The sequence below is a fragment of the Eudoraea algarum genome (assembly GCF_050589645.1).
Classification (GTDB): domain Bacteria; phylum Bacteroidota; class Bacteroidia; order Flavobacteriales; family Flavobacteriaceae; genus JBNGOQ01.
In genome coordinates this window covers 129326-142770 of record NZ_JBNGOQ010000002.1, presented here as the reverse complement: position 1 = coordinate 142770, position 13445 = coordinate 129326, and the positions used below count along the sequence as shown (strand labels likewise).

12 protein-coding genes are annotated in these 13445 nt (G+C 47.2%); 6 read left to right on the top strand and 6 right to left on the bottom strand.

Features of this window, described 5'->3' with window-relative positions; all coding sequences use genetic code 11:
• Window positions 1-358 precede the first annotated feature (358 nt).
• The 3 genes from capB to ACRD67_RS06920 all read right to left on the bottom strand — a co-directional run bounded on the left by capB (window position 359) and on the right by ACRD67_RS06920 (window position 4988).
• Window positions 359-1618 (bottom strand): cysteate-C-fatty acyltransferase, encoded by a 1260-nt coding sequence (gene capB / locus ACRD67_RS06930; RefSeq protein ID WP_430966330.1) that lies wholly within the window; start codon window positions 1616-1618, stop codon window positions 359-361.
• 122 nt (window positions 1619-1740) lie between these two features.
• Window positions 1741-2781, bottom strand: a complete 1041-nt coding sequence (gene capA / locus ACRD67_RS06925; RefSeq protein WP_430966329.1) for a cysteate synthase — start codon at window positions 2779-2781, stop codon at window positions 1741-1743.
• An 80-nt stretch (window positions 2782-2861) separates the two neighbouring features.
• Window positions 2862-4988, bottom strand: coding sequence for a S9 family peptidase (locus ACRD67_RS06920; protein ID WP_430966328.1), 2127 nt, complete (start codon window positions 4986-4988; stop codon window positions 2862-2864).
• Between the two features lie 72 nt (window positions 4989-5060).
• On the opposite strand from ACRD67_RS06920, the gene ACRD67_RS06915 reads away from it, so the two are divergent.
• Together ACRD67_RS06915 and ACRD67_RS06910 are read left to right on the top strand one after the other, a co-directional pair.
• Window positions 5061-5387 carry a YbaB/EbfC family nucleoid-associated protein gene (locus tag ACRD67_RS06915; RefSeq protein WP_430966327.1) on the top strand — a complete coding sequence of 109 codons (327 nt, stop codon included), beginning with the start codon at window positions 5061-5063 and terminating at the stop codon, window positions 5385-5387.
• Window positions 5388-5701: 314 nt separating this feature from the next.
• Complete coding sequence (locus tag ACRD67_RS06910; RefSeq protein ID WP_430966326.1) at window positions 5702-6025, top strand: YegP family protein; 324 nt, start codon at window positions 5702-5704, stop codon at window positions 6023-6025.
• Here ACRD67_RS06910 and ACRD67_RS06905 read toward each other — a convergent pair.
• Both ACRD67_RS06905 and ACRD67_RS06900 read right to left on the bottom strand, forming a co-directional pair.
• Window positions 6020-7042: a threonine aldolase family protein gene (locus tag ACRD67_RS06905; protein WP_430966325.1), complete on the bottom strand. Its 1023-nt coding sequence runs from the start codon at window positions 7040-7042 to the stop codon at window positions 6020-6022. The genes ACRD67_RS06910 and ACRD67_RS06905 overlap by 6 nt on opposite strands.
• Window positions 7043-7074: 32 nt before the next feature.
• Window positions 7075-9474, bottom strand: a complete 2400-nt coding sequence (locus ACRD67_RS06900; protein ID WP_430966324.1) for a zinc-dependent metalloprotease — start codon at window positions 9472-9474, stop codon at window positions 7075-7077.
• 154 nt (window positions 9475-9628) lie between these two features.
• On the opposite strand from ACRD67_RS06900, the gene prfB reads away from it, so the two are divergent.
• From prfB to ACRD67_RS06885, 3 genes are all read left to right on the top strand, one after another.
• Window positions 9629-10724, top strand: a protein-coding gene (prfB, locus tag ACRD67_RS06895; RefSeq protein WP_430966323.1) for a peptide chain release factor 2 whose coding sequence is annotated in 2 segments (ribosomal slippage) — window positions 9629-9691 and window positions 9693-10724 — 1095 coding nt in all. Because the reading frame shifts where the segments join, the coding sequence is not laid out codon by codon here.
• 87 nt (window positions 10725-10811) lie between these two features.
• Window positions 10812-11156 (top strand): arsenate reductase (glutaredoxin), encoded by a 345-nt coding sequence (arsC, locus tag ACRD67_RS06890; protein WP_430966322.1) that lies wholly within the window; start codon window positions 10812-10814, stop codon window positions 11154-11156.
• 41 nt (window positions 11157-11197) lie between these two features.
• On the top strand, window positions 11198-11647 hold the full coding sequence (locus ACRD67_RS06885) for a hypothetical protein (RefSeq protein ID WP_430966321.1): 450 nt from the start codon (window positions 11198-11200) through the stop codon (window positions 11645-11647).
• Between the two features lie 42 nt (window positions 11648-11689).
• On the opposite strand, the gene ACRD67_RS06880 is transcribed toward ACRD67_RS06885, so the two are convergent.
• Window positions 11690-11863 (bottom strand): hypothetical protein, encoded by a 174-nt coding sequence (locus ACRD67_RS06880; RefSeq protein WP_430966320.1) that lies wholly within the window; start codon window positions 11861-11863, stop codon window positions 11690-11692.
• Between the two features lie 122 nt (window positions 11864-11985).
• Between ACRD67_RS06880 and fumC the strand changes: the two genes are divergently transcribed.
• Entirely contained in the window at window positions 11986-13383 is a 1398-nt protein-coding gene (fumC, locus tag ACRD67_RS06875) for a class II fumarate hydratase (RefSeq protein ID WP_430966319.1), read from the top strand.
• Window positions 13384-13445: the final 62 nt, after the last annotated feature.

Here is a 13445-nt window from a genome sequence, read left to right as displayed (position 1 = left end):
AATTCGGTATTTGAATCGATGGATTAGGGCTCTTTTTTAAAATCCGCCAAAGATTTATTCTAAATCTGCTAAAGATATTTTATGAATCTGCCAGAGATTTGGTTTGAATCTGCCAGAGATTTGGTTTGAATCTGCCAGAGATTTGGTCTGCATCTGTTAGAGATGTGCTTTGCATCTGTCAGAGATGTGCTTTGCATCTGTCAAATATGTGCTTTGCATCTGCCGGGGATTTATTTTAAATCCGCTAGAGATTCCTCGTGGTCTCGGAATGACAAACCAACGCATATTGTCTCTTAGCGCTTAACGCAGTGAAGCTAGGCGTCTCCACCTTGAACCTTAAACTTTGAACCTTGAACTATTACTCCCCCATTGCCGCTGCGACGGCCGCTGAAAGTCTTTTGTAAGTACCGTTCTTAAGGCGGTCCCGAATGGCCGAGAAGGCCTCCAGGGTCTCCGCAATGTCCTCCATGGTATGGGTAGCCGTAGGAATCATCCGTAACAAAATAAGTCCCTTGGGAATTACAGGATATACCACTATGGAACAGAATATGCCGTAGTTCTCGCGCAGGTCCTTTACCAGGGCCATGGCTTCCGGGATACTTCCGTTCAGGTACACCGGGGTGACGCAACTGGAAGTGGTCCCTATATCAAAACCTCTTTCCTTAAGGCCATTTTGAAGGGCATTTACATTTTCCCAGAGTTTTGCCTTAAGTTCGGGCATGGTACGGAGCATGTCCAAACGTTTCAACGCGCCCTTTACATAGATCATGGGCAGCGACTTGGCAAACATCTGTGAACGAAGATTGTATTTTAGGTAGTCTATGATTTCTTTATCGGCGGCCAAAAAAGCTCCTATACCGGCCATGGATTTGGCAAAAGTGGCAAAATAAACGTCAATATCGTCCTGGACGCCCTGTTCTTCACCGGCTCCGGCCCCTGTTTTTCCCAAAGTTCCAAAACCATGGGCATCATCCACAAGAAGTCTAAATCTGTATTTTTGCTTTAAGGCAACGATTTCCTTGAGCTTGCCCTGTTCCCCGCGCATGCCGAAAACACCTTCGGAAATAACAAGAATGCCACCTCCGGTCTGTTCGGCCAGTTTGGTGGCACGTTCCAGGTTCTTTTCCAGGCTCTCAATATCATTGTGCTTAAACGTAAAACGCTTGCCCACATGCAATCGCACCCCATCAATGATACAGGCATGGGAATCCACATCGTATACGATAATATCATCCTTGGACACCAATGCGTCAATAGCTGATAATATACCTTGATATCCGAAATTTAATAGGTAAGAGGACTCTTTATTGACAAAAGCGGCCAGTTCTTGCTCCAATTGCTCGTGGTAGTCCGTGTGGCCACTCATCATACGAGCGCCCATCGGGTAGGCAGAACCGTGCTCCAAAGCCGCAGCACCATCAACCTTTTTGACCTCGGGCAGGTTGGCAAGCCCTAGGTAATCATTGATACTCCACGTAATCACCTCTTTTCCCTGGAATTTCATCCGATTGGAAATGGGACCTTCCAATTTTGGGAAAACAAAATATCCTTCCGCCTGTGAAGCCCACTTCCCCAGTGGCCCCTTATTCTCGGTAATCCTATCAAATAAGTCTCTCATTAAGCCTAGATTGGTTTAACTGCAAAAGTATATATTTTTGCCAAGCATTCATAAATTATTTTAGGCGCAAAAAAAGCAGCGACCGTGCGGAGCGCTGCTTCCCATATCGTTTTCGAAAGCGATTATTTGATGAACTCTACACGCTGCACCGCCTCTTCGCTCTTACTGTCAAAGAAACCTTGATCGTTCATCCACTGGTCGCTATAAACCTTGCTCATATATCTGGAACCGTGGTCAGGGAAGATAACAACCACATTGCTGTCCTCATTAAATGTACCCTCTTCGTCCAACTGCTTTACCGCCTGCATTACAGCTCCACTGGTATAGCCTACGAACATCCCTTCGGATCGTGCTATTTCCCTTGCGGTATGTGCGCTTTCCTCATCGGTAACCTTGATAAACTCGTCTATACAGTTAAAATCAGTGGCCGTTGGTATTAGATTTTTGCCCAATCCTTCAATGCGGTAGGGATAGATCTCATTGGTATCCAATTCCTGGGTCTCGTGGTATTTTTTAAGCACGGAACCATACGCATCTACCCCAATGACCTGAATATCCGGGTTTTGTTCCTTTAGATAACGTGAGGTACCCGAAATAGTGCCCCCGGTACCGCTACAGGCTATGAGGTGGGTAATTTTTCCGCGGGTCTGTTTCCAAATTTCAGGACCTGTGGTCTTGTAATGCGCCTCTATGTTCAAATCATTGAAATACTGGTTGATATAAATGGATCCCTTGGTCTCCTCGTGCAGCCTTTTGGCCACCTGGTAATAGGAACGGGGATCGTCTGCGCTAACATGGGCGGGACAGATATATACTTTGGCGCCCATAGAGCGCAACATGTCAATCTTATCCTGTGACGATTTGGAACTGACCGCTAAAATGCAGTCATAGCCCTTAATAATGCTTACCATGGCTATGCTAAAGCCCGTATTCCCGGAGGTGGTCTCTATAATGGTACTCCCTTCGGTCAAAATCCCCTTGCGTTCCGCCTCTTCGATGATATAGGCGGCAATACGGTCCTTTGAGGAGTGTCCGGGGTTGAAAGCCTCTACCTTGGCATAAAAATTACCGCTAAGGTTTTCGGCTATTCTGTTCAACTTGATTAAGGGGGTGTTTCCTATGAGTTCTAGGATATTGGTGTAAGCATCTATCTTATCTTCCATTGCTGGCTGTATAGGTTAAGGAAAGATGTTGCCCAAGGGAACGAACATATTTCGGTGACAAAATTAATACTTTTTTTGAATTAGGGGGTTTTACCTTCCAAATCGAGTAAAAAAGCATATTCCTTGGCGGTTTCCTTGAGCGCCTCGAACCTTCCCGAAGCGCCGCCATGGCCCGCATCCATATTGGTATCCAAAAACAACAGGTTGTTGTCTGTTTTATATTCCCTGAGCTTGGCCACCCATTTGGCGGGTTCCCAATACTGCACTTGCGAATCGTGCAGGCCCGTAGAAACATAGAGGTTGGGGTAGTCCATGGCCTTTACGTTGTCATAGGGCGAATAGGATTTCATATAATCGTAATATTCCTTGTCATTGGGGTTGCCCCATTCATCATATTCCCCCGTGGTCAAGGGAATGGAATCATCCAACATGGTAGTGACCACATCCACAAAGGGTACCGCTGCAATGACCCCATTGTACAATTCCGGGGCCATGTTCACCACGGCGCCCATGAGCAACCCGCCTGCAGATCCCCCGTAGGCGTAGTGGTGCGACGGACTTGTATACTTGTTTTCAATAAGAAACTTGGAACAATCTATAAAGTCGGTAAACGTATTTTTCTTCTTTAACAGTTTCCCGTCCTCGTACCAAGGTCTACCCAGGTACTGGCCACCCCTTACATGGGCAATGGCGTAGACGTACCCCCTATCCAACAGGCTTAACCTAACCGTTGAAAAGTAAGGGTCCGAAGTACTGCCATAGGAACCGTAGGCGTATTGAAAAAGCGGGGTATCCTCGTTGAGTTCGGTGTTCTTGTGATAGACGAGGGATATAGGCACCTTAACACCATCCCTGGCGGTGGCCCAAACACGTTCGGAGGTATAGTTCTCCTTTTTGTACTTGCCGCCCAATACTTCCTGCTCTTTTTTAACCTCCTTTTCCTTAGTGCGCATGTTGAGGTCTATGATCGAGTAGGGCGAGGTCATGGCATTGTAGACATAGCGCAAATATTCGGTATCAAAGTCCGGATTGGTATAGGCGTAGGCGATATAGGTCTCATTGTCAAAGGGCAAATAGTAGCTGTCTTTGTTGTCCCAACGGGTAATCTTCAATTTGTTCAGGCCATTGTCGCGCTCGGAAAGCACATAGTAGTCCTTGAAAATATCAATATCTTCAAGGAGCACATCTTCCCGATGGGGAATAAACTCTTCCCAGAACTCGGCAGCGGTATTGTCCTCTCCTACGCGCATCAACTTAAAATTAGTGGCCCCATCCTTATTGGTCAGTACGTAAAAGTCGCTCCCATAATGGTAGATGGAATATTCCAAACCCCGTTCCCTAGGTGAAAAGGAACGAAATTCCCCATCGGGCTCATCGGCCTTGAGTATCCTAAAATCGGAAGTAAGCGTACTGTAGGACCCAATAATAATATACTTCTTGGACTTGGATTTATACACATAGGTGCCAAAAGTTTCGTCCGCCTCATGGAAGACCAGCACGTCCTCGTCTGCCGATGTTCCCAGTTTGTGTTTGTATATTTTGTCAGACCTCAAGGTTACGGGATCTTTCTTGGTGTAGAACAAGGTTTTGTTATCACTGGCCCATACCGCACTCCCTGTGGTATTTTCGATCTTGTCCGGATAGACTTCCCCGGTGACCAGGTTTTTGATCTGAATATGGTACTGTCTGCGAGAAACCGTATCCGTGCCAAAGGCGGCCATGGTATTGTCCGGACTTACCGTTACGCCCCTCAGATTAAAGAACTCGTGTCCCTTGGCCAACTCGTTGCAGTTGAATATGATTTCCTCCTTGGCCTCCAAGCTTTCCTTTTTTCGGGAATAAATGGGGTATTCCTTCCCGGTCTCGTATCGCGTAATGTACCAATAGCCATTTTGTTTGTAGGGCACCGAGGAATCATCTTCCTTGATGCGCGATTTCATTTCCTGGAAGAGTTCCTCCTGAAAATCCTTGGTATGGGCCGTAAGCGTATTGTAATAGGCATTTTCGCTTTCCAGGTACGCTATAACCTCCGGGTCTTCCCTTTGATTCATCCAATAGTAATCGTCTACCCTTACATCTCCGTGCAAGCTAAGTTCCTTGGGTATTTTCTTGGCGGTCGGGGTTTCCAATGCAGGCATATCCTTTTTTTGATTTTGGCAAGAGGCCGCTAAAATAACACTTAATAAAAGAACAGTAGGGTATTTCATAGTAGGAATCGTTAAATGGATTTTGCGGGCAATTTACTAATTTTGCCTATAGCAATTCTAAAACGCATAGATATGTTTGGAGATTTAATGGGTATGATGGGGAAGCTAAAGGAAACCAAGGAAAAGGTGAAGCAGACCAAGGAACGTTTACATACGGTAACACTGGAAGAGCGCTCCTCGGACGACTTGGTAAAGGTGACCCTTACGGCGAATAGGACCATAAAGAAAATTGAAATGGACGATAGTCTATTGAAAGATAAAGAACAATTGGAAGACTATTTGATCCTTACCCTTAACAAGGCCATCGAAAAGGCCACGGCAGTGCAGGAAGCGGAATTGGCCGCAGTGGCCAAAGAAGGCATGCCCAATATTCCCGGGATGGACGGCCTTTTTAAATAAAGAGGTACGCGTTTCAATCCCTTTCCAGGCCAGGGCCTGGCTTCTGGTAGTGCCCAAGACAAAAGGACCTCAAACCCCGATTTAATCGGAATGAAGTCCTTTTTCAGGTTGGTTAGTGTTCTCGTTGTCTTTTTTCTGGCAGTACGGGATAAATTACTGCAGCCTTGAACTGAATTTTGGTCATCAACCGTCCTAAATGTAAGGAAATCATCGATAAAAGCTATAAATTATCGATGAAATGCACAATTTTTCATAAAATCCCGGGGACAGGCTTCGGTAAAAATATCGTACATTTAAGACAAGGGCCCTTTGCTATGATCGAAATAAAAAAAGAAAAAGATAATACCTATAGGTTCAACCTGAGGACCACTGGCGGAAAAATATTGTTGAAAAGCGTCCATTTTCCAGATAAGGAAACGATACAGAAAACGGTGGTAGGCCTGAGTCCCATGATGGAAAGTGCGTCCGTCTTTGAACGAAAAACGGACCATAGCGGCAAGTTTCTCTTCAACCTGAAGGATCGCAGCGGAAAAGTCATTGGCAGCAGTCAGACCTACGGTTCCGAAGCGGGCATGGAGAATGGGATCAAGAACCTCAAAATCCGAATCGCCGCCCTGGCCGATACCAATGCCCTATAGTTCTTTCAGGACCGTCAGCAGTGCAGTATGCATGGCCTTCGTGTAGTCAAGATGTGTTACGATCCGTAACTTGCCCTGTCCCATTCCGATAATGAGTATCCCCTTTTCCTTGAGCTTTTCCACAAAAGTGTCTCCACTCATATGGTTTTCATCAATTTCGAAGATGATGATATTGGTCTCTATGGGCTCTACCTTGCTGATGAAGGACAGCTTTTGCAACACCTCCCCTATTTCCCTGGCCCGTTGGTGATCTTCCTCCAGACGTTGTATGTTGTTTTCCAAGGCGTACAATCCGGCGGCTGCCAGGAACCCTGCCTGTCGCATGCCGCCTCCCAGTACCTTGCGCACCCGTATGGCCTTTTGGATATGGTCATGATCTCCTATCAGCAGGGAACCAACAGGGCAACCCAGCCCTTTGCTGAGGCAAACACTAATGGTATCGAACAGTTCGCCGTACTGTAGGGCCGACTCGTTTTTGGCCACCAGGGCGTTCCACAGGCGCGCGCCGTCCAAATGATATTTGAGGCCATGTACATCACAGACCTGCCTTATCCTTTTCAATTCCTCAAAATCCCAACAGGCCCCTCCGCCCTTGTTCGTGGTATTTTCTACACACACCAAGGAGGTCAACGGGCTGTGGTAAAAATCGGGCGGATTAATGGCCTCCTCTACCTGGGCAGCGGTCATCATGCCCCTATCGCCGTCCACCAGCTTACAGGAAACCCCACTATTGAAACTTACCCCACCGCCCTCATAGTTGTAAACGTGGGCATATTTGTCGCAAATAAGCTGTTCGCCCTGTTGGGTATGCAGTTTTATAGCCGTTTGGTTGGCCATGGAGCCACTGGGGAAAAACAGGGCGGCCTCCCTCCCGAACATCGCTGCGGCCCTTGCCTCCAAGGCATTTACCGTAGGGTCCGCTTTAAAAACATCGTCTCCAACTTCTGCTTCCATCATGGCCTTCAGCATTTGGGGGGTGGGCCTGGTGACCGTATCGCTTATTAAATTTATTTCCAATTTGTTCCTGGTATTATTTGTTTGTCAATTTTTTAATGCAAGCAGTCCATTCCTATAGGGGAGCCATCGGGAATTTTGGGCGATGGACTCGGTGTAAACGCATCCGGTTTTTTTTCAAAGGCATTGATACGTCTCAGCATTTCTTTTTGGTCTAAGGTCGATGCGCTTCCCGTGAGCGCTTTCTTCAGTTCCCCCAATTTTTGGAAGGCCACGGCGTTCACTTGGGGGTGCACCCCTTTATGGGCCGCCAAGTGCATCAGATGGTCCAGAACTACAAAATTGATGCTTGTCTGTACCGTTTTAAGATAGGCGTCCTTATGGGATTTTTTGATCGTGCCATTGACAAGCTGGTCCATAACCTCTGCCAGTCCCAACTGATCAGGGTCCAGGGCTTTTTGTTGAATGAGTCGCGAGGCCCTTTCTGGATGCAGCAACAGGGTCAGGGTCATATCCGCAGCCGTCTCAGGCGCCGAAAGCGCATCGAAGGAAACGCCTGTCTTGCCTTTGAAGGATTCCCGTGTTCTACCATACCCTATGGCCCGTGGTGGGAACAGTGCTAATTTTTCCTTGGGAATGGCCAGAGGTTCGGCGTTCAGGGTCTGTATGATGCTGCTTAGGGCATCCTGCTGCACGTCCTTGGCAACGGTACGCACCGTAAGTTGGCCGTCCCCTTTTACCGCGTAGTTGTAATCCAACCCCCCTACGACCTTGGCCACCGCTTCCGTTTGGTATCGGTGAAAGAAGTATAGTGGTGCAAAAACATCTTCCAGGACCGAGTTGGGCTCATAACTGCGAATGTTGTCCATGGAAAAATTGGCTATGGCCTGCTCACGCACCTGTAAAACCTTTTGAAGTTCCTGACTTGCACTTTTTCCGTTGTCCCATAAATGGGCCAGGGCATGCGCGCCTCCCTGGGGCCGGGCATCCTGGTCCGAAATGTACCTAAGGCCATCGGATTGGGCCTTGGCCAAGATAGCGTTCAGCCCCTTTTCTACATCGGTGCCTTCCGGGAAATCGGTATAGGAATAAGCCACGGTGACCTTGTCCCAAGCCCCGATCTTGTTATCGTACGCCCTGGAAAAATCGATCTCCCCATTGTTTAGGGAGAACTGTGGGTGCGGGTAGTCCATAACGGATGCCCTACCATTGGTACTGGCGGCAAAATTGTGTGCAAAACCTAGGGTATGTCCAATTTCATGGGCAGAAAGCTGGCGAATCCGTGCAAGGGCAAGGTCCAAAAGTGCTTTGTGATTGTCATCCCGTTCGGCAAAGGGTTTGTTGGTCAGAGCCTGGGCGATCAAAAAATCCTGCCGTATACGCAAACTCCCGAGACTTACGTGACCTTTAATGATCTCCCCCGTGCGTGGATCGGTAATGCTGCTGCCGTAACTCCATCCCCTTGTAGACCGGTGCACCCACTGTATCACATTATAACGGACATCCAAGGGATCGGCGTCATCTGGGAGTATCTTTAATTGAAAGGCGTTTGTATAGCCAATGGCTTCAAAGGCCTGGTTCCACCATGCGCCACCTTCCAAGAGTGCAGAGCGCACAGGCTCGGGCGTACCGTTGTCCAAATAATAAATGATAGGCTCCACCGCCTCGCTTACAGTTGCCTCCGGGTTTTTCTTCTCTAGTCGATGCCGGGTCACAAAACGTTTTAGAATGGATTCCTGTACCGGGGTGGCGTAGTCGTAATAAGAAAAGGGATAGGAACCACAACGCGAATCGAACTTTCTCTTTTTATATCCCCCATCCGGTAATTCTATAAAGGAATGGTGTTGGGCCACGGTCACCAAACCGGGGTTGGGTGTTACGGAACGTATATAAGCCCCTTTGGGTTCGCCCTTAAAGGTCAGGGTCACATCGAACTCTACATTCTTTGGAAAGGCCTTGGTGCGTTCCAGGGCCATAGCGCTCTTGGAACTATCCAGGCTATAGTTGCCCTGGTCCGCATCTTTCAATCTGGCCGATACGCCATGAGTGTCCTGCTTAAGAAAGTCGGTAATATCTATAATAAAGGTTCCGTCGGTTTCCTCCTCGATCTTAAAGCCAAAAAGAACGGATTTCGCGAAAGCCTGTTCCACCGATTTTCGCTCCAAGGCATTTTCTGTCAAGGCCCTAAACTTGAGGTTCGGCTGCACCAACAACAACTTATTTCCCGCTCTCCTAAAAAATACAACTTGCTCATTTCCAAGTTGTCCCCTATCCAAACCTATATCATTACTTCCTATTCCACTACTGAGTGCATACACGTATAAAAAATCCTGTTCCAGCTGGTCTACCTCTAGATAAACCTTGTCTGTTTTCTGGTCGTAATAGAAGTCGTACAGTCCTTCGTACTTCTGAAAATTCTCCTTGTTTTTTGAAAATTGACCGCAAAGTGTCTGTGCACCAATAAGAAAGCTGAGCAAGTATATTGTTTTTCGCATGTGTTCGGATTAGGCGTTAAATTTAGATAAAAAAACAATTAAAAACCCTTAAGTTGGTAAAAGCCTAAAGGAAGCTTTAAGGGAGGTCATAAAAAGGAGTTCGGGTTGAGGGTAATCTTAAAAAGAGTAGTATTTTTGGTCAAAATTTGAGTTCATGATTACAACGGATCAGCATAAAGATCTTATTGAGCGCCTTGGTGCGTTAAGGAGGTATCTTTGACATTGATGCCAAGCTTATTGAGATAGAAAACGAGGAGGAGAAGACCTTGGCGCCCGATTTTTGGGACAATCCGCAGCAAGCCCAGGAACAAATGCGGTTTATCCAATCCAAAAAGAAATGGGTAGACGATTTTAACGCGGCCAAAACGCTGGTCGGAGACCTTGAGGTCTTGTTAGAGTTCCAAAAGGAGGGCGAGGTGAACGAGAGTGAAGTGGAAACACATTTCGATAAAACGGTCACATCCATTGAACAGCTCGAGTTCCAAAACATGCTTTCGGAAGAAGGCGATGACCTTACCGCCGTACTTCAGATTACCGCAGGTGCGGGAGGTACGGAAAGTTGCGACTGGGCGGCCATGCTGATGCGGATGTATATGATGTGGAGCGAAAAAAACGGCTACAAGGTAAAGGAACTCAACTATCAGGAAGGCGATGTGGCCGGAATAAAGACGGTTACCCTGGAAATTGATGGGGATTTTGCCTTTGGTTGGCTCAAGGGTGAAAATGGTGTGCACCGATTGGTAAGGATTTCTCCTTTTGACAGTAACGCCAAGCGCCATACCTCCTTCGCATCGGTCTATGTGTACCCCTTGGTAGACGACAGCATCGAAATTGACATCAATCCTTCAGATATTGAGATAACCACGGCCAGATCCAGTGGTGCCGGGGGCCAAAATGTGAACAAGGTGGAAACCAAGGTGCAATTGGTACACCTGCCCACGGGGATACAGATTTCCTGCTCGGACTCCCGATCTCAGCACGATAACAGGGCCACCGCCCTGAAAATGTTGAAATCGCAATTGTACGAAATAGAACTGCGCAAGAAGCAGGAGGCCCGTGCCGAAATTGAATCCTCCAAGATGAAAATCGAATGGGGCTCTCAGATACGGAACTACGTCATGCACCCCTATAAACTGGTAAAGGATGTGCGCACGGCCGAGGAAACCGGTAATGTGGACGCTGTTATGGACGGGGAGCTAAACCCCTTCCTAAAGGCCTATCTCATGATGATGGGACAAAAGGAAGCTTGATTTGGTTCAAGGTTCAAGGTTCAAGGTTTAAGGTTTAAGGTTTAAGGTTTAAGGTTTAAGGTTGATAATAGAAATAAAACGATTAGCATGATTAAAATATATCACAATCCACGCTGTAGAAAATCCAGGGAGGGACTGGAGCTGCTAGAGAATTGCGGACAGCCCTTTGAAACAATCAAATACTTGGAAGACGTACCTACCAAGGAAGAATTGCAACAGGTATTGGGCTATTTGGGCCTGAAGCCAGAGAATTTGGTCAGGAAAAACGAAGCCATCTGGAAAGAACACTACAGAGGGCGCCTGATGACCGATGACGAGGTTGTGGAAGCCATGGTGAAATACCCTATCCTGATTGAACGCCCTGTTATCATCAAGGGCAACAAGGCCGTCATAGGAAGGCCTAAGGAAAAAATTAATGAGATTTTAGCATAGAATTGTGTATTTTGCGTCGAATTATGTTCACTAAAAAGCACATGGCACTCGCCATTTTTACCTTGCTCCTGAGCACTTCGCTGTTACAGGCCCAGTATGGATATGGCAACAGGTATGGTCGGCCCCAAAGTTCGGTCCCCAGGGCGCAGACACCCCCGGAAAAACAAGAGCCCCTTACTGCTGAGCAAATAGTGGAACAGGAAATGCCCAAAATTACAGAGGCGCTGGAACTCAGTGATTTTGAACAAGCTGTGGTAAGCAGTATCCTGGTAAAATACGTGAGGGAGCGCATTCAATTGCAATTGTTGAAATTGGACCCGGATAAGACGCGTGAATCCTACGAAAACATGATAGAACGGCAAAACGAGGAGCTAAAGGCCGGATTGCCCGAAGAAAAATACAAGGCATTCAAAGAGTTGGAAGCATCGGGCTTCAAAGCCGTGAAGAAGAAAAAGAAGAAGAAGAAAAAGAAGAAAAAATCCAAAGAATAAGGATTCCATAAAAATGAAAAAGAAGCCAAATGGCTTCTTTTTTTATTCGTTTCGCTTGGCCCTTTTGGCCTCGCGTCGTTCTTTAAAGAATTCGATAAGATTACCACCCAACCAATAGGGAATTACAAAGGTCAACAAAAATATCATTAACCAAAATCCGATGGTGAGAATGGTCAAAAAGGCAAGAAATCCTAAATATTGGTCAAATTCGAACATGTACGTAACTTTTGCTGAGACAAAGATACTTTGAAAAGGGGGAAACCAACAAATCAAATTCAAAAAAAATGGAAATAATTCCCCAAACCCCTACCTTTGTTAGAACAAAAATCAGATAAAAAATGGGTTATAGAATAGAAAAGGACACCATGGGCGAAGTCAAAGTCCCGGCCGATAAATATTGGGGCGCACAAACGGAACGTTCCCGGAACAATTTTAAGATCGGTCCCGCGGCCTCCATGCCCTTGGACGTAATCTATGGGTTTGCCCATTTAAAGAAAGCCGCCGCCCACGCCAACCACGAACTTGGAGTGCTGGCCCAGGAAAAGCGAGACTTGATCTCGCAGGTCTGCGACGAGATTCTGGCCGGTAAACACGACGATCAGTTTCCCTTGGTCATCTGGCAGACCGGTTCGGGCACGCAGAGCAATATGAACGTCAACGAAGTAATCGCCAATCGGGCGCACGAACTGGCCGGAAAGAAAATCGGGGAAGGCGAAAAGACCATTCAGCCCAATGACGACGTCAACAAATCACAATCGTCCAACGATACCTTCCCAACAGGGATGCACATTGCCGCCTATACAAAAATTGTGACCCACACCCTTCCGGGTGTGACCCGGTTGCGGAACACGCTGGACAAAAAGGCGAAGGAGTTCGCCAAAGTGGTCAAAATAGGGCGTACCCACCTAATGGATGCTACTCCACTAACACTAGGACAGGAATTCTCGGGCTATGTCTCCCAATTGGACCACGGACTAAAGGCCCTGAACAATACCTTGGACCATTTAAGCGAAATGGCCTTAGGGGGTACCGCTGTAGGGACAGGGCTGAATACGCCAAAAGGATATGATGTTTTGGTAGCCAAGTACATTGCCAAATTTACCGGAATGCCCTTTAGGACGGCCGACAACAAATTTGAGGCCTTGGCGGCCCACGACGCCATTGTGGAGAGTCATGGCGCGCTGAAACAACTTGCGGTTTCCCTGAATAAGATTGCCAATGATATACGTATGATGGCCTCAGGGCCACGTTCGGGCATCGGTGAGATCACCATCCCCGCCAATGAACCCGGTAGCTCCATTATGCCGGGGAAAGTGAATCCGACGCAGTGTGAAGCGCTCACCATGGTTTGTGCACAGGTCATGGGCAACGATGTGGCCATAAGTGTGGGAGGCACCCAGGGACATTATGAACTCAATGTCTTTAAGCCCGTTATGGCTTACAACATTTTACAGTCGGCCCAATTGATCGGGGATGCCTGTGTGAGTTTTGATACCCACTGTGCCAGCGGAATAGCGCCCAATATGGCGGTTATTGAACAGCTATTGAACAATTCCCTTATGCTGGTTACCGCACTGAATACCAAAATAGGCTATTATAAGGCTGCGGAAATTGCCAATACGGCCCATAAAAATGGGACTACCCTAAAGGAAGAGGCCATACGGCTGGGGTATGTTACCGCGGAGGAATACGATCAATGGGTACGACCAGAAGATATGGTGGGCTCCCTTAAATAAGTACTTGGGGGATTATGGAATAAAAAAAGGGGTCAGATCTTGCGATCGCCCCTTTTTTATAT

Excerpts from the sequence above, each read along its gene's own strand:
- capB (WP_430966330.1), bottom strand. The coding sequence starts at position 1,618 with ATGAGAGACTTATTTGATAGGATTACCGAGAATAAGGGGCCACTGGGG.
- capA (WP_430966329.1), bottom strand. The coding sequence starts at position 2,781 with ATGGAAGATAAGATAGATGCTTACACCAATATCCTAGAACTCATAGGA.
- ACRD67_RS06920 (WP_430966328.1), bottom strand. The coding sequence starts at position 4,988 with ATGAAATACCCTACTGTTCTTTTATTAAGTGTTATTTTAGCGGCCTCT.
- ACRD67_RS06915 (WP_430966327.1), top strand. The coding sequence starts at position 5,061 with ATGTTTGGAGATTTAATGGGTATGATGGGGAAGCTAAAGGAAACCAAG.
- ACRD67_RS06910 (WP_430966326.1), top strand. The coding sequence starts at position 5,702 with ATGATCGAAATAAAAAAAGAAAAAGATAATACCTATAGGTTCAACCTG.
- ACRD67_RS06900 (WP_430966324.1), bottom strand. The coding sequence starts at position 9,474 with ATGCGAAAAACAATATACTTGCTCAGCTTTCTTATTGGTGCACAGACA.
- arsC (WP_430966322.1), top strand. The coding sequence starts at position 10,812 with ATGATTAAAATATATCACAATCCACGCTGTAGAAAATCCAGGGAGGGA.
- ACRD67_RS06885 (WP_430966321.1), top strand. The coding sequence starts at position 11,198 with ATGGCACTCGCCATTTTTACCTTGCTCCTGAGCACTTCGCTGTTACAG.
- ACRD67_RS06880 (WP_430966320.1), bottom strand. The coding sequence starts at position 11,863 with ATGTTCGAATTTGACCAATATTTAGGATTTCTTGCCTTTTTGACCATT.
- fumC (WP_430966319.1), top strand. The coding sequence starts at position 11,986 with ATGGGTTATAGAATAGAAAAGGACACCATGGGCGAAGTCAAAGTCCCG.